Annotated in this window: 14 protein-coding genes and 1 pseudogene; 8 read left to right on the plus strand and 7 right to left on the minus strand. The window is 71.5% G+C overall.

Annotation, left to right across the window (positions count from 1 at the left end):
* The first annotated feature begins 159 nt into the window (after positions 1–159).
* A complete protein-coding gene (gene pyrE, locus FHG89_RS07390) occupies positions 160–699 on the plus strand; it encodes an orotate phosphoribosyltransferase (RefSeq protein ID WP_139583616.1) in 540 nt (179 codons plus the stop codon).
* 57 nt (positions 700–756) lie between these two features.
* A complete protein-coding gene (locus FHG89_RS07395) occupies positions 757–1,134 on the plus strand; it encodes an ArsR/SmtB family transcription factor (RefSeq protein WP_030332125.1) in 378 nt (125 codons plus the stop codon).
* Between the two features lie 170 nt (positions 1,135–1,304).
* Here FHG89_RS07395 and FHG89_RS07400 read toward each other — a convergent pair whose 3' ends face one another.
* Entirely contained in the window at positions 1,305–2,123 is an 819-nt protein-coding gene (locus FHG89_RS07400; protein WP_167517356.1) for a DedA family protein, read from the minus strand.
* Between the two features lie 125 nt (positions 2,124–2,248).
* Positions 2,249–3,802 carry an LPXTG cell wall anchor domain-containing protein gene (locus FHG89_RS07405; protein WP_139583618.1) on the minus strand — a complete coding sequence of 518 codons (1,554 nt, stop codon included), beginning with the start codon at positions 3,800–3,802 and terminating at the stop codon, positions 2,249–2,251.
* Between the two features lie 180 nt (positions 3,803–3,982).
* Between FHG89_RS07405 and FHG89_RS07410 the strand changes: the two genes are divergently transcribed.
* Complete coding sequence (locus FHG89_RS07410) at positions 3,983–4,468, plus strand: SigE family RNA polymerase sigma factor (protein WP_139583619.1); 486 nt, start codon at positions 3,983–3,985, stop codon at positions 4,466–4,468.
* On the plus strand, positions 4,465–5,529 hold the full coding sequence (locus tag FHG89_RS07415; protein WP_139583620.1) for an LCP family protein: 1,065 nt from the start codon (positions 4,465–4,467) through the stop codon (positions 5,527–5,529). The genes FHG89_RS07410 and FHG89_RS07415 overlap by 4 nt, the downstream gene beginning before the upstream one ends.
* Before the next feature lie 69 nt (positions 5,530–5,598).
* On the opposite strand, the gene FHG89_RS07420 is transcribed toward FHG89_RS07415, so the two are convergent.
* Positions 5,599–7,152, minus strand: coding sequence for an LPXTG cell wall anchor domain-containing protein (locus tag FHG89_RS07420; protein ID WP_139583621.1), 1,554 nt, complete (start codon positions 7,150–7,152; stop codon positions 5,599–5,601).
* Between the two features lie 144 nt (positions 7,153–7,296).
* Positions 7,297–7,509 (minus strand): hypothetical protein, encoded by a 213-nt coding sequence (locus FHG89_RS07425; RefSeq protein ID WP_139583622.1) that lies wholly within the window; start codon positions 7,507–7,509, stop codon positions 7,297–7,299.
* Between the two features lie 124 nt (positions 7,510–7,633).
* Between FHG89_RS07425 and FHG89_RS07430 the strand changes: the two genes are divergently transcribed.
* Both FHG89_RS07430 and fbaA read left to right on the plus strand, forming a co-directional pair.
* The gene (locus FHG89_RS07430; protein ID WP_139583623.1) at positions 7,634–8,017 is read left to right on the plus strand and encodes a phage holin family protein; all 384 of its coding nucleotides are present in this window, start codon (positions 7,634–7,636) and stop codon (positions 8,015–8,017) included.
* A 135-nt stretch (positions 8,018–8,152) separates the two neighbouring features.
* Positions 8,153–9,178: a class II fructose-bisphosphate aldolase gene (gene fbaA, locus FHG89_RS07435; RefSeq protein WP_139583624.1), complete on the plus strand. Its 1,026-nt coding sequence runs from the start codon at positions 8,153–8,155 to the stop codon at positions 9,176–9,178.
* Positions 9,179–9,225: 47 nt separating this feature from the next.
* Here the strand turns inward: fbaA and FHG89_RS07440 are convergent, their stop codons facing one another.
* Positions 9,226–10,419: an LOG family protein gene (locus FHG89_RS07440; RefSeq protein ID WP_208760888.1), complete on the minus strand. Its 1,194-nt coding sequence runs from the start codon at positions 10,417–10,419 to the stop codon at positions 9,226–9,228.
* A gap of 248 nt (positions 10,420–10,667) precedes the next feature.
* On the opposite strand from FHG89_RS07440, the pseudogene FHG89_RS07445 reads away from it, so the two are divergent.
* Positions 10,668–11,072 (plus strand): annotated as a pseudogene (locus FHG89_RS07445) (DUF3151 domain-containing protein); the annotation flags it as partial.
* Positions 11,073–11,074: 2 nt separating this feature from the next.
* Here the strand turns inward: FHG89_RS07445 and FHG89_RS07450 are convergent.
* Positions 11,075–13,372 carry a MinD/ParA family ATP-binding protein gene (locus FHG89_RS07450; protein ID WP_139583625.1) on the minus strand — a complete coding sequence of 766 codons (2,298 nt, stop codon included), beginning with the start codon at positions 13,370–13,372 and terminating at the stop codon, positions 11,075–11,077.
* Positions 13,373–13,441: 69 nt separating this feature from the next.
* The gene (locus FHG89_RS07455) at positions 13,442–14,458 is read right to left on the minus strand and encodes a diacylglycerol kinase family protein (RefSeq protein ID WP_139583626.1); all 1,017 of its coding nucleotides are present in this window, start codon (positions 14,456–14,458) and stop codon (positions 13,442–13,444) included.
* A 124-nt stretch (positions 14,459–14,582) separates the two neighbouring features.
* Here FHG89_RS07455 and FHG89_RS07460 point away from each other — a divergent pair, with 124 nt between their 5' ends.
* Entirely contained in the window at positions 14,583–15,872 is a 1,290-nt protein-coding gene (locus FHG89_RS07460) for an adenylosuccinate synthase (protein ID WP_139583627.1), read from the plus strand.
* Positions 15,873–15,875 lie beyond the last annotated feature (3 nt).

Below are 15,875 nucleotides of genomic sequence, written 5' to 3' on the forward strand. Positions count from 1 at the left end.
CTCGTTCGATCCTCGGTCGTCGCCGTGACAACGTTGGCGCGCCGCAACCGGCCCGGTCGCTCAGCGTAGTCGTACATAGCCAACCATCGGTCCCTCGTCAGCCTGATCGGGGTGGGCCGTCCACACGGCGTCCAGACTTGCGCAGTAACCTCTATCGCCATGGGGGACCACGACGACCTGCGTAAATTCATTACCGACCTGGCCGTGGTGCACGGACGGGTCGTGCTGTCCTCGGGGCGCGAGGCAGACTGGTACGTCGATCTGCGACGTGTCACGCTCCATCACCAGGCCGCTCCGTTGGTCGGTCGAGTGTTGCTCGACCTCTGCGCCGACTGGGAGTACGACGCCGTCGGCGGACTCACCCTGGGCGCGGACCCTGTCGCGCTCTCGATGCTGCATGCCGCCGCTCCGACCGGTCGCGCTCTGGACGCCTTTGTGGTGCGCAAGGCGGGCAAGGCGCACGGTCTGCAGCGGCGGATCGAGGGACCGGAGGTGGCCGGCCGCCGCGTGTTGGCGGTGGAGGACACGTCCACGACGGGCGGGAGCGTGTTGACCGCGGTCGAGGCGCTACGTGAGGCCGGAGCGGAAGTCGTGGGCGTGGCGGTTATTGTTGATCGAGGCGCCGGCGACGCGGTGCGAGCCGCCGGATTGCCGTACCGGGCGGCCTATACGTTGGCTGACCTCGGCCTTGTGGCGTAAAAATTTGCCGATTCGGATCTGCTGATATGCAGGCGGATCGATGCTGCTGGTGGAAGGATGGAATACGTGGGAACTGCGTTGGCCGAAATGACTATGCCTCAGATCTCGCCGCTTAACGGCGAGCCGATCGAACGTGCCGATGCCGAGCGTCTCGCGGGGGTCCTCAAGGCCCTTGCCGATCCTGCTCGGCTGCGGCTGCTCAGCCTGATCCAGTCGGCCCCCGAGGGCGAGGCGTGCGTCTGTGACCTGACCGCACCCCTCGGCCTCTCCCAGCCGACGGTCAGTCACCACCTGCGCATCCTCACCGAGGCTGGCTTGCTGCAGCGGGAGAAGCGCGGTGTCTGGGCGTACTACAGCCTGGTCCCGAGTGCGATCGCGACGATCGCGGACCTGCTGACCCCGCCGCGCAAGCGGGCCACCAAGAAGGCCCGCTGACGTAGGCGCTGCGCACCGTCCCACTCCGGGACGGTGTCCGGTGGCGAGCCAGGGGTGGCGCCACCGGTCGCTGATACCTGCTCGTCCCCGGCCGCACCGCCGGAGGCCGGGTCCGACATGCCGACGGCCGACCCCCGCACCAGGGGGCCGGCCGTCGTCGTACCCGGTCCTCAGCGGTCCTGGCCGTGCTCCGGCCGCCGCCTGTCGTGCTCGTTGTCGTGGTCGAACGCCTCGCGGACCGCGTCCACCGCGCCGGCGGCGCTGGCCGCCGCGACCACGGCGACCGCCTCACCGCGCTTACGGGCCCGCCGGTCACGCAGGAACTCGAAGAAGATCGGCAGCACCGAGATCACGATGATCAGGGCCACCACCGGCAGGATGTAGTGGTCGATCTTGTCGCCGATCGCCTGGTAGATCCGGTCGGCCAGCAGGTAGCCGATCAGCAGGATGCCGTCCACCCAGAGCACCGCGCCGACGATGTTCCAGATCAGGAACTGCCGGGCCGGCATGCCCAGCGCACCGGCGACCGGGTTGAGGAAGGTGCGGACGATCGGGATGAAGCGCGCCAGCACCACGGCCTTCGCCGGGCCGAACTTCTGGAAGTAGTACTCGGCCTTCTCCACGTACTCCTTCTTGAAGAGCCGCGAGTTCGGCCGCTCGAACATCGGCCGCCCGTACCGCGATCCGAGCCAGTGCCCCAGCTGGGCACCGACGATCGCGCAGATCGGCCCACCGATCAGCAGGCCGACCAGGGAGAGCCGGGTGCCGTCGCCGAAGATGGCGTCCGCCACCGGCGAGGCCGCCACGCCGGCGAGGAACAGCAGCGAGTCCCCCGGAAAGAAGAAGCCCACAAGCAGGCCGGTCTCGGCGAAGAGGATCACCCAGACGCCGATCAGCCCGAAGGTCTGCAACAGCTCCTTGGGGTCGAGCGGGTTCAGGGCGACGCTCTCCGTGAGAGCGCGGGTCTTCTCAGCTGTGTCCACGGCCACAAAGGGTACCGAAGGCGCAGCCTCGGGCCGCGCCGGACCGGGCCTTCCCACCCACCCGCGCCGCCACGAACGACGGTGCCCCGCCGACCAGCGTGGTCGGCGGGGCACCGGTGGTGCGGGGTGGATCAGGCGACGAAGCGGGTCCGGCGGCGCTTGGCCACCAGGAAGCCGCCGACGCCCGCGGCGAGCAGCAGAGCGCCGATGCCGGCGATCAGGCCGGTCGACTGGCCGGTGATCGGCAGCGCGCCACCGTCACCACCGCCCTGACCGCCGGCGGCGTTCACCAGGATCTTGGCGGTGTCGTTGGCCGGCTTCAGGTCCTCGTAGAAGCCGCCCTCGCACTCGCACGGCACGTTGACCTTGACCGTGCCGGTGGCGTTGGCGATGACCTTGTCGATCCGGAACGTGAACTCGCCGGTCAGCTCCTCGCCGGCCGGGGCGAACGGACCCGGGTAGCAGCGGTAGGCGGCGGCACCCGGGGTGCCCGCCTCGTCCCACTCGGCGTCGTTGCCGGTCCGCGGTGCGCACTCGAACGGCACCTCCACGGCGGTGGTGCCCTTCGGGACCGTCACGTCGACGAAGGTCACGTCGGAGCCACTGCGGAGGTGGTCCAGCGTCGCCGGGCCGTTGTTACGGAAGCCCAGCGGGACGGTCAGCACGGCGCCCTTCTTGCCGGTGAGCGTGGCGCCGATGGCCTCCAGGTCAGCACCGTTCTTGCCGGTGACGTCGACCGTCAGTCCACTGAAGTTGTTGTTGGGGTCGGTGTCGGTCTGCACGGCGCGCCTCTGCTTGGAGGGCACCGCCTCCAGGGACAGCGTCCTCCCGGTGCCGCGCCGAGCCTTCTCGGCGCCGGCCTCCTCGCGGACGCCGAGAAGGTCCTCGAAATCGGCCGGAGTCATGAACCAGGCGTTGCTGTACTCGCGCCCCGGCGCGTACGTGTCGGTCGCCAACTCGTAGTTGAGGGCAGCCGTAACGCCCTGGCCAGCTGGGATCTTCTCGTCAAACTCGCAGGCGAGCAGGAAGTCCTCGACATAGAGGCAGTTGTCGAACCGCTCCTTGGTCCGGATGCCGTAGTCACTGTCGAACATGACCACGACGCCGTCGACCTCGGTCGTGCCGGCGTTGAGCACCGTCAACGGGGCCTGGAACTTGCCGCCGGGTGCCGCCGTCACCGTGGTGTCCGGCCCGCCTGCGAGGTCCACGCCCTCACCGATCCGGATGCGGGAGGTGTAGTCCGCGATCTGCTTGTTGGCGGCCTTGATGCTGATCTTCAGCGCACCGGTGTCGCCGTTGGCCGCCTTGTCGGTCGGCGCGATGACAACCGAGCCCAGGAAGCCGCCGTACAACTCGTCGACGGCGATCGGGAACGACTCACGGCAGAGCAGCACTCCCTCACCATCGGCCGCGCACTCATCGGCGCGCTCGCCGGCCAGGGCGATCTTGCCAGCCAGGCTGCCGTAGTCGTAGCGGACCGAAACCTCGTTGAGGACGGTGGACTCACTGCTGTAGAGCGACGGCGACCGAACGACGCCTGGCGAATCCGCGGCGACGGTGACGTCCTCGAAGTACATGTCGAACTCGGCTGCTGGAGCGGCGAGGGCCGGGCTGGCGGAGGCGGCGACGAACGCGCCTGCTACGCCCAGGCCGGCGAGCCAGCGCCGGGTGGAGTGGGTGAGCATGTGGGGATTCCTCCAAGTGGGGGATTCAGGTGCAGCCTGCGGATCTTAAGGAATCGCTAAGGTTCAGTGCCGCCCCTGATCACCGCCCGCTCGGCAAGACGAACCGAAAGGTTGATCACGGTCACCGCAACGTTCAGGCCGCCCGGTTCCGTCATCTGAGGCAGGAGCCCGGGAGGTGCAGTGACGTACGAGGAGTTCGCGGACACGCGACTGGCACCGCTGCTGCGGTACGCGGTGATGCTCACCGGCGATCCGCATCAGGCGCAGGATCTGGTGCAGGAGACGATGGTCCGGGTCCAGCTGAACTGGCGGCGGGTCGCGCGGGCGGACTCACCCGAGCGGTACGTGCGCCGGATGCTCACCAACCAGTACGTCGACTGGAAGCGCGGCTCGTGGATGCGCCGGGTGCTGCTGCGCGGGGAACCCGACGAGTCCGTGCCGGCGTACGCCGACCACGCCCAGTCGGCCGTGGACCGGGACCAGATCTGGTCCTGGCTGTCCCGGCTGCCGCGCCGCCAACGCGCGACCCTCGTGCTGCGGTACTACGAGGACCTGCCCGACGCCGAGATCGCCGAAATCCTCGGCTGTGCCGTCGGGACCGTACGTTCGTCCATCTCCCGGGCCCTGGCCACGCTCCGGGCCGAGTACGTGGAGGTTCGCTCATGATCGAGGATGACCTGCGTGCCGCCTTCGCTCGGCACGAGCCGCTGACCCCGCCGACCGGTCCACTGCGGGCCGCGATCGACCGCCTGGTGGCCCGTCGGCGTCAGCGTCGGCGGCGGTGGCAGACCGGTGGTGCGGCGTTGGCGCTGCTCGGCGTCCTGGGGATCGGGGTGCCCCTGTTGACTCCGGAGCGCGCCGGGCCGCCGCCGACCGCCGATCTACTCGGCGGGTCCAGCCGGCCAGCGCCGACGGGCGCACTGAACATCCTGCTGCTCGGCCTCGACGGCGAGGGGCCGGAGGCGTCACGGTCGGACGCGCTGCTGCTGGTGCACATCCCGGCCGACCGCGGTCGCCCGTACCTGGTGTCGTTGCCGCGTGACCTGGGGGTGCCGATCCCGGGCCACGGGACGGACAAGTTGAACGCCGCGTTTCCGTTCGGTGCCGGGTTCAGCCGGCCGCAGGCTGCTAAGGGTTACGAGCTGACCCGCCGTACGGTGACAGAGTTGACCGGCGTACGGGTGGACGCCGGAGTGGTGCTGACGTACTCCACCGTACGGACGCTTACCGACACCATGGGTGGAGTGCCGGTGTGTCTGCCCGAGCAGGTGCGCTCGGTGCACACGAAGCGCGTCTTCCCGAGCGGCTGTCAACGTCTCGGCGGGGCCGCGGCGGTCGACCTGCTCCGCCAGCGCTACGGTCTGCCGAACGGCGGCCAGGACCGGGACCGGAACGCCCGGCTCTTCGCCGCAGGCCTTCTCCGTCAGGCCGCCGACCAGGGCGTGCTCACCGATCCGGTACGCCTCGCCAGGCTGCTGGCCGCCGTCGGCCCGGACCTCGTGGTGTCACCCGACCGGGCCGCCGCGCTGGACCTGCTGCGGCTCGTCCCCGCGCTGCGGTCGGTCGAGCCGGTCGGGCTCGGCCTGCCGGTCGTCGAGTCGGAAGGACCTGCCTGGTACCTGCGCCTCGACCCGCAGCGCGCTCCCGAGTTCCTGACCGCGCTGCGGGAGGACCGGCTCGACGACTGGACGGCCCGTCACCCGAAGCGGGTGGACGCCGTCCGTTGAACGGGTGCGCGGCACGCGACGCGCACGCCGGCCGGATCTGGACGGCGGGGCGCCAGTCGGACGGCCGGGTCAGGCGACGAAGCGGGTCGTTCGGCGCCGGGCGAGCAGGTAGCCGCCCGTGCCGACGATGAACAGCAGGCCACCGATGCCGGCGAGCAGGCCGGTCGGGGAGCCGGTGATGGGCAGCGCGCCACCGCCGTCGCCACCGCCGCCACCACCGCCCGGTCGTGCGTTGACCACGATCGTGGCCTTGTCGTTGGCCGGTTTGATGTCGTCCTCGAAGCTGCCGCCGCCGGGGCATTCGCACGGCGCGTTGACCCGCACCGCGCCCCGGGCGTTGGGGATGACCTTGTCGATGCGTAGCCGGAAGTCCATGGTGTAGCTCCTGCCGGCCACCAGGAGCATCTCCGAGGCGCACAGGTACGTGCGGGTGCGCTGCCGCAACTGGCAGCCATTGGGGATTTCGACGGCGGTGGTGCCCGGCGGCAGTTCGACGTCCGTGTGGGTGGCAGCCTCGTAGTCGGCGTTCACCTTGTCGAGCGTCGCCGGGCCGTTGTTCCGGAAGCCGACGGTCGCCGTGACGACGGCGCCGGCGCTCCCCTTGAGCGCGTCGCCGATGGCTGCGAGGTCGGTGCCGTTCGTGCCGGTGACCTTGACGTTCCACCCGGTGTAGTCGTAGCCGGGGCCGACGTCGGTCTGGTCGGCCTGCCGCATCCTGCTGGGCGCCTCGGCCAGGGTCAGCTTGGGGCCGCTCCCGCGGGTGGCAGCCTGGCCGCCGACGGAGTCCCGCACCCGGGTCAGGTCCTCGAAGTCGGCAGTCGTCATGAACTGGGCGTAGCCGCCCTGGTTGCTGGGGGCGTACGTGTCTCTGGCCAGCTGGACGTTCAGCGTGGTGGAGAGCCCTTCGCCCACCGGGATCTCCTCCTCGAACTGGCAGGAGAGCAGGTGGTCTTCGGAGTAGAGGCAGTTGCTGAACCGGTCCGTGGCCCGGATCGAGTAGCGCAGGTCGAAGACCGCGACGAAACCCCTTACGGTCGTGTCGCCGACGTTCGCCACGGCCAGCGGCAGCGTGACCTTTGCACCCGGCTCGGCGGAGTGGTCGGTGAACGGACCGCCGGCCAGGTCGACCCCCTCGCCGATGCGGACCTGCGAGGTGTAGCTGCCCCGCTGCCCGCCGGCCGCCTCGAAGCTGACCGCGATGTCGCCGGAGTCGCCGAGCTGCGCATCGTCGGTGGCGGCGATGCGCACCCGCTCGGCCACGCCGCGGTAGATCCCGCTGCCGAGAGGCGGCAGCTCGCTGATGTCGACGCCGTAGGGATCCTCGCAGACCAGGACGCCCGCCTCCGGTGCTGTGCAGTCCTGACCGTCGGCCGGGGCGACAGTGATCCTGCCGGCCAGGGACCGGTAGTCGTACCGCAGGGAGACGTCGGTGAGGACCATCGGCCCGTCCGCGAACAGGAACAGCTGGCGGGTGGTTGGCGCCGCGTCGACGGCCAGCGTGGAGTCCTGGAAGTAGGGCTCGACGGTGGGCGCGGCAGCGGCCACGGCGGGGGTGACGGAGGCGGCGACCAACGCGCCCGCGGCGCCGAGGCCTGCCAGCCAGCGGATGGAGTGCTTGAGCATGGGGTCCTCCCGTTGGGATACCGGTGGCGCCCGTCCAACCTAGGGAGACGGCGGCATCCCCGGTGGCCTTGACGGATAGATGTCCGTCAAAATAGCTGAACGGCTTACCACCTCTGCCGCAACGGGCAGTCAGCCCCGCGGTGGCTAGCGGTAGTCGTCCTCGTCCCCGGTGACCACCCGGGCCTGCTCCATCGCGTCCCAGTCGTCGACCTCCAGGCCCCGGTGCGGCTCGCCGTCGACGTCGGCGGGGCCGACCACCGTGGCCTGCTCGACGGCGTCGGCCGGCTCCGCCTCGGGGTCACGCTCGTCCGCGGCGAGGTGGTCGCCGGGGGTGAAGTCCTCGTCGGGCTGACCCATCGTCCCTCCCGGGGGTCTCGGTGCACGGTCCCCACCCACCGTACGGGCTGTGCTGGCGGCACGCCCGGAAGCCGAGTCGGCGGAATCACCCCTCGGGGGTGCACGCCGATGCCAGGATGGGGCCGTGGGCTTCCTCATTCGACTGGCGATCACCGCTGTCGCGTTGTGGATAACCACGCTGATCGTGCCCGGGGTCGACGTGAATGGCCGCTCGGGTGGCAACACCGTCCTCACACTGATCGTGGTCGCCCTGATCTTCGGCGTGATAAACGCGGTGCTCAAGCCCGTGATCAAGGTCGTCGGCTGCGTGTTCTACCTGCTGACCCTGGGCCTGTTCGCGCTGGTGGTCAACGCGCTGCTCTTCCTTCTCACCGACCGGATCGCCCGTGGGCTCGACCTGCCGTTCCAGGTGGACGGTTTCTGGCCGGCCTTCTGGGGAGCGATCGTGATGACAGTGGTCACCTGGCTGATCAGCGTCATCGTGCCGGACAACCTGGACCGCCGGTGAAGGGCCGTACCCGGGTCGGTTGTTCCGACGCACCTCACCTACGGGATACTTCCGGGTGGAGGACAGCGCGGTCCGGCGCACACGTGAACAACAGCGGCCAGCACGGCCGAGAGTGGTAAGTAAGGAGCGCATCACATGCCCATCGCTTCCCCCGAGGCCTACGCGGAGATGCTGGACCGCGCCAAGGCCGGCCGGTACGCGTACCCCGCGATCAACGTGACCTCCTCGCAGACGCTGAACGCGGCGCTCAAGGGCTTCGCCGACGCGGAGAGCGACGGCATCATCCAGGTCTCCACGGGTGGCGCCGAGTACCTCTCCGGCCCCTCGATCAAGGACATGGTCACCGGCGCGGTCGCGTTCGCCGCGTACGCGCACGAGGTGGCCAAGAAGTACCCGGTCAACATCGCGCTGCACACCGACCACTGCCCGAAGGACAAGCTGGACAAGTTCGTCCGGCCGCTGATGGCCATCTCGCAGGAGCGGGTGAAGCGCGGCGAGCAGCCGCTGTACCAGTCGCACATGTGGGACGGCTCGGCCGTGCCGGTCGCCGAGAACCTCCAGATCGCCTCCCAGCTGCTCGACGAGGCTGCCAAGGGCAAGATCGTCCTTGAGATCGAGGTCGGCGTCGTCGGTGGCGAGGAGGACGGCGTCGAGAACGCCATCAACGACAAGCTCTACACCACCGTCGAGGACGGCCTGGCCATGGTCGAGGCGCTCGGCCTCGGTGAGAAGGGCCGCTACATGGCGGCGCTGACCTTCGGCAACGTGCACGGCGTGTACAAGCCGGGCAACGTCAAGCTCCGCCCGGAGATCCTGAACCAGATCCAGGAGGCGGTCGGCGCCAAGTACGGCAAGGACAAGCCGCTCAGCCTGGTCTTCCACGGCGGCTCCGGCTCCCTGCTGAGCGAGATCCGCGAGGCACTGGACTACGGCGTCGTGAAGATGAACATCGACACCGACACCCAGTACGCCTTCACCCGGCCCGTCGCGGACCACATGCTCCGCAACTACGACGGCGTGCTGAAGGTCGACGGCGAGGTCGGCAACAAGAAGCAGTACGACCCGCGTACCTGGGGCAAGGCCGCCGAGGCCGGCCTGGCCACCCGGGTCGTCGAGGCGTGCGAGCACCTGCGCTCCACCGGCACCACGATGGCCAAGTAACGACGTTCACCGACGGCCGGCTCTTCATCGGGAGCCGGCCGTCGTCGTCAGGTCGTCAGCAGGCGTACGGCCTCGCGGACGTCGTCGGTGAGGTGGATCGTCGCCGACAGGTCACCGAACGGCGAGGCCGCCAGCAGCGGGCGCAGCAACGCCTCCACCGGCAGCTCGGTGGTCCAGTAGTCACGGTCCAGGAAGATGTACGCTCCGCTGGCCCCGTCGGTGCCGTAGTAGGTCTTGGTGGCCGCCTGGAACACCTCCTGCACGGTGCCCGCCCGTCCCGGGGCGAAGACGATGCCGCCGCGGGCGAGTCGCAGGATGGTGTCCTCGCGGATCGCGTTGGAGAAGTACTTGGCGATCCGACCGGCGAACAGGTTCGCCGGCTCGTGCCCGTACAGCCAGGTCGGGATGGCCAGCCCACCGGCGTGCGCCCACCCCGCGTCGGTGCCGCGCTGCCGGGGCACGCCCGCGTACCGTTGCCGGACCGCCAACGCCGCCGCCGTGTACCGGTGGTGGTCGGTGAAGTCGGGCGCCGCCGCCAGCAGGTCGATAGCCGCCGTCAGCTCCGCCGCCGACTGGTCCGCCAGGTACGCGCCGAGGTTCGCCGCCTCCATCACGCCGGGTCCGCCGCCGGTCACCACCAGCCGGTCGGCCCGCGCCAGCTCCCAACCCAGCACGGCCGCCATCCGGTACGCCGCACTGCCGCGCCGCACCGCGTGCCCGCCCATGATGCCCACCACCGACTGCGGCCCGTACGCGGACAGCCACGCCCGGGTGGCGTCGCCCAGCGCGTTGTCCACGCCGTGATCGTGCAGCCGCTGGCCGAGCGCCTCCTTGACGTCCGGCAGCGCGCCGCCGTGCGCCCGGTAGTGCTCGTACACCCGGGTGTCGTACATCCCGGTGAACCCGCCCTCGGCGAATCCGGCGGCCAACTCCTCCGGGGTGTAGAGGTGCGTCGGCTGGGTCGGGTACGGCAGCCCGGAGAACGGCGGCACCACGTTCGCGCCGCGCCGGACCAGGTCCGCGCCCACGTCCCGGGAGGCGAACCGGCAGCCCACGAAGAGGGTGCCCGCGACCTCGATGCCGGTCAGGTCGGGCACCGGGTCGAGGTCGAGCCGGAGCCCCTGCACGGTCAGGCCGGTCAGTCGGCCGGTGGCCACCTGCCGATCGAACTCGGCGCGGGTCTGGATCTCGTCGGCGTGCAGGTGCGGCTCGATGACGTCCGCGGGAGGTGGGGTCGGCACCCGGCAATCCTGCCCGCCCGGCGGTATCGACCAAACCCGGGGCCGGCGGTGGCACGACAGGAGCCCGGTGGCCGTGGCTGCCGGGCTCCTGCGTAACCGGGTCCTGGGGAGGCTCCGGACCATTAGTTGTAATGGAAAACACCTGGCGGCGGCATAGGCCGCAGGCGTGAGCAAACCCTCAGCCGTTCAGCGGAACGCGCCGGCCGACCCGCTCGCGTGTCGCCCTGTCCAGCGGGTTGAATGGGGCGATGCAGAACCTTTTGCCAGAGCCACCGGCCACCCTCCTGCCCGCGCACGACGAGGCTGACGCCGCCCTGGCCGCCGCCGAGGAGGCCGGCACGGACGAGGCGTTCGCCGAGGTGGCGGCCCGTTTCCCGACCTACAGCGCGGCGTGGGCCGCGCTCGCGGCCCGGGCGTTCGCGCAGGGTCAGGTGGTGACGGGGTACGCGTACGCGCGCACCGGCTACCACCGTGGCCTGGACCAGCTGCGCCGCAGCGGCTGGAAGGGCCACGGCCCGGTGCCGTGGTCGCACGAGCCGAACCGGGGCTTCCTGCGCTGCCTGTACGTGCTCTCCCGGGCCGCTGACGAGATCGGCGAGGCCGACGAGGCGGCCCGCTGCGCCCAGTTCCTGCGCGACTGCGACCCGTCGGCGGGTCACAGCCCTTCGGCGACCGCGGCGGCGATCTTGAGCCAGGCGTCCCGGGTGGCCGAGGAGAGCCCTCCGTACCGGATCGGCTCGCCACTGTCGATGAGCCGCTCGTACGGGGCCAGCAGCACCGCCCGCGTACGGGCCGCGAAGTGCTCCTGGATCGCCGGCAGGTCGATCTCCTTGCGCGACGGCGGCATCGACACCACGGTCACCGCCTGCCGGACCAGCCGTTGCCGGCCGCTCTGCTCCAGGTGGTCGAGCATCCGGGCGGCGGTCTCCGCCGAGTCGTTACGTGCCGACATGGTGACCACCAGTTGGTCGGTGGCGTCCATCGAGGCCTGCCAGTTCTGCGCCCGCACGTTGTTGCCGGTGTCCACGAAGATCAACTTGTAGAACCGGCTGACCACCTCGCGGATCTCGGCGAACGCGGCGGCCGTGAGCATCTCGCCGCCGGTGGCCGACTCGTCCGAGGCGAGCACGTCGAACATCCCCTCGCCCTGCGAGCGGACGTACTGCGACAGGTCACCGACCCGCCCGTGCGCACCCTGGAACTGCCCGAGGTCACGCAGCATGTCCCGCACCGTGCGCGAGTGGAAGTCCTGCTGGGCCCGCATCCCCAGGGTGCCCTGCGTCTCGTTGTTGTCCCAGGCCAGCACGTAACCGCCGCGCTTCTGCCCGAACGTCATGGCGAGCAGCAGGATGGCCACCGTCTTTCCGGCACCGCCCTTCGGGTTGACCACTGTCACCTGCCGCAGACCGCCGAAGTTGCGGCGCACCATCTCGATGTCCCGCTTGAGCTCCTGCTCGTGCCGCCCCGGCGAGAGCCGGAGCAGACCCATCTTGTTCACCACCGCGCGTACGCCCATGGTCGCCACCGGCTCGGGCGGGCGGACCTGCCGGCGCCGGGCGAAGTCCTCGGCGGTCGGCGCGGCGGCGCTCTCCGGTGCCCAGGCGGCGTCCGGGTAGCCGGCGGCCGGCACCCGGGTCACCCCATCCGACTCCTGGTAGTGCTGCGGCGGCGGTGGCGGAACTCCGGGCGTGCCCTGCTGCCACGGCGGGGGGTACCAGCCCGGCGACGGCGGGAACGGCCCCGGCGGCGGGGCCGCCGCACCACCCTGCTGGGGCACGGCCCCACCGTGCGGCTGGTCGCCGAACTGCGACGGGTCCGGTGGCGGCGGCAGCGGAACCTGACCGGGGATCCCCGGGTTGTACGTCTGACCGGCGTACGTCTGCCCACCGCCGGCCTGCGGAACGGCCGAGTCTCCGGACTGCTGCGGCGGCACGGTGGGCGGGGCGGGAATCGCTGGCGTCGGGGTGGCCGCCTCGTCGGAGGTGGGCTCGGCCGCATTGGCCGGCCGCTGCGGCGGGTACGCCCAGGGTGAATCGGCGGTCGGTCGCGCCGTCCCGACAGCGGGCCCGCCCGGCCCGGCACCACCACCCTGCGGCGCCGCCGGTGCGCCGGCCGCCGTCGCCTCAGCCGCCGCGGACCCGCCGGCCGTCGGTCCGGTCGCCGTCGTGCCGCCTGCGCTGCCTGTCGTCGTGCCGCCTGTCGTCTGACCGGTCGGGCCGGCTGTCGCGGGGGCAGGCGCGGCCGGGTCGGGGACGTTCGGGCTGTCCGAGCGTGGGCTGTCGCCGGTGCCCGGGCTGTCGGCGGGCGTGGCGGACGCCACCGGGCGGTCCAGCGAGAACGGCAGGTCCAGGTCGACGCCGCCCGACCCGGCGGGCGGGGTCGCGCCCGTGGCCGCCGTCGGCGTACCCGCGCCGGGGGCGGTGCTCGGCACCTCCGGGACACCGGCGACGGGGGCTCCGGCGCTGCCCGGCTGGTCCCTGCCCGCTGTCCCGGCCGCGCCCGCCGCCGCGCCGTTCGGCACGTACGGCGCGTGCGGCACGTTCGACGCGTTCGACGCGTTCGGCGCGTTCGGCGTGGGCGGGTCGGCCGGCGGCGGCCAACTCGGCTGCGCCGGCGCCCAGCCCGAGGTGGGGCCGTTGGTCCCCCACCCGCCCGGTGCCGGCACCGCACCGGTGAGCGACGGGTAGTCCGACGGCGACGGTGGGGGTAGCGCCGGCGCACCGGGTTGCCCGGGAACCGGCGGGCGGCCGATCGGCGGTGCCGCCACCGGCGGAGTCACCGGCGACTGCGCGGTCGACGGCGGCGTACCCCGCTGCTCGACGACCGACGCCCACGGCGGCACCACGCCAGCCGCGCCCGGGTCTGCTGGATCCGGCGGCCAGAGTGGCTCGATGTCCCGCTCCGGCACCGGCTGCTGGCCGGGCTTCCGCGCCCGGTCGGCGTTTTCGTCCATTACGGCCCTCCCCAGTCCTCCTGCGAGGATAGGCGCACCGGCCGACCGGGGCCGGTCGGCGCAGCCGGGTCAGCTCGACCAGACCGCCCAGGCACCGGGTTCGATCCACCAGGACCGCTTGCGGGTCAGCTCACCCTCGACGCCGTCATCGAGGTAGGGCACCTTCTCCTCCCGGGGCAGCACCGACACGGCCCGCCCGCGAGCCCGGCGCACCTCCAGGCGTACCCGCTTGCGACCCAACGCCGAGCGGACGACCACCGGCACGGCCACCGCGACCTCGACCTGGCCGTCGGCCGGGTCCGGCGCGGCCAGCAGCGTCACGTCGTCGAGCGTCGCGTACCCGCCGGCGTTGCCGACCGCGCAGGCCAGCAGCGGCTCGTCGCCGTTGGTGAGGACTGTGTCGTCCACCTCCACCCGGGCCCGCCAGTGCAGCGGGCGGCCGGCGTCGTCGGCGGCACCGAGCAGAGCGCCGTCCAGGGTCACCGAGCCGCCGTCGTTGCGCAGCAGGTCCAGTCGGCGCGGCGTGCCGTCCAGCACCGCGGTGGCCACCGCCGCCGGATCGCGCGGCAGACCGAGCTGCGCGGCCAGGTCACGCTGGGTGCCGCCGCGCGCCGGGTCGAGCGGCAGGACGGCCACCGGCGGCAGGTCGGGCACGGTCCGGCCGTCAGGCAGGTCAGCCGGGCGGCGACTCGGCGCTGGCGCGTACCGCCGGACCAGCCGGCGCAGCACGGCGCGCAACTGCCCGTCACTGGCCGTCGCGACGACCAGCCGGGTCTTGCTGTCCGGGTCGGGCCAGGTCAGGCCGTCGGGGCGGGCCGGCCCGTCGAACAGCGCCAGCACCTCGTCGATCTCCGCGTTCGAGCGGGCGGTGACCGTCTGCACCCGGGCACCCCGGGCGTTCAGCGCGTCGGCGCAGGCCAGCACGGGAACGCGGGGCCGATCGGTGGCGCAGTGTTCCGCGTCGGCGGCGCCGGTCCCCGGGGTCTTGTCGGACTCGGTCGCACCGCCGCAGCAGGCTTCGCCGCTGCCGCAGCCCCCGGAAGCGTCCCGCTCCGAATCGAGGGTGAGCAGCACCACGTCGTACACGGAAGGAGCCTCCTGCCTCTCGCCGCGACCCCTGCCGGCCGCGCCGTCACTACTTGTTAACCTGACACCCCGGGCTCGCCAACCGGTCGCCACCTGGCACCCGAGCCTTCTGGAGGCGGAAAAGATGCCAGCGATCGTGCTCCTCGGCGCTCAGTGGGGCGACGAGGGCAAGGGCAAGGTTACCGACCTGCTGGGTGAGCGGGTCGACTACGTCGTGCGCTACTCCGGCGGCAACAACGCCGGACACACCGTGATCACCCCGGACGGCCAGAAGTACGCGCTGCACCTGATGCCGTCCGGCGCGCTGTCACCCAGCGCGATGATCGTCATCGGCAACGGTGTGGTGGTCGACCCCAAGGTGCTGCTCGCCGAGATCGACGGTCTCGCCGAACGGGGCGTCGACGTGTCCCGGCTGCGGATCTCGGGTGACGCGCATCTCATCATGCCGCACCACCGCGCACTCGACCGCGTGGTCGAGCGGTACCTCGGCTCGTCCCGGATCGGCACCACCGGCCGCGGCATCGGCCCGGCGTACGGCGACAAGGTCGCCCGGATGGGCATCCGGCTCCAGGACCTGCTCGACCCGGGCATCCTGCGCAAGAAGCTGGAACTCGCGCTGCGCGAGAAGAACCAGATGCTGTTCAAGGTCTACAACCGCAAGGCGATCGACCTCGATGCCACCGTCGAGGAGTACCTGGCGTACGCGGAGCGGCTCAAGCCGTACATCGCGGAGACCCGCGCCATGCTCTGGGACGCCCTGGACCGGGACGAGACGGTGCTCCTGGAGGGTGCCCAGGCCACCATGCTGGACATGGACCACGGCACGTACCCCTTCGTGACCTCGTCCAACCCGACCGCCGGCGGCGCCTGCGTGGGTGCCGGCATCCCGCCCACCGCGATCAGCAAGGTCATCGCGGTGAGCAAGGCGTACACCACCCGGGTCGGCTCCGGGCCGTTCCCGACCGAGCTGTTCGACGAGAACGGCGCGCACCTGCGCAAGATCGGCGCGGAGTACGGCACCACCACGGGCCGTGAGCGCCGCTGCGGGTGGTTCGACGCCGTCGTCGCCCGGTACGCCTGCCGCCTCAACGGCGTCACCGACCTGGTCATCACCAAGCTGGACGTGCTCACCGGGCTGGCCAAGGTGCCGATCTGCGTCGGCTACGAGATCAACGGCGTTCGGGTCGACGACATGCCGATGAGCCAGACGGACTTCCACCACGCCACGCCCATCTACGAGGAGCTGGACGGCTGGTGGGAGGACATCACCAAGGCCCGCACGGTCGATGAGCTGCCGGAGAACGCCCGCCGCTACATCGCCCGCATCGAGGAACTCTGTCGTACCCGCGTCAGCGTCATCGGTGTGGGCCCCGGCCGAGAAGAAAACGTGGTCCAACACCCCCTCCTCCCCTGACCC

Source organism: Micromonospora orduensis, from assembly GCF_006228125.1.
Lineage (GTDB): Bacteria > Actinomycetota > Actinomycetes > Mycobacteriales > Micromonosporaceae > Micromonospora > Micromonospora orduensis.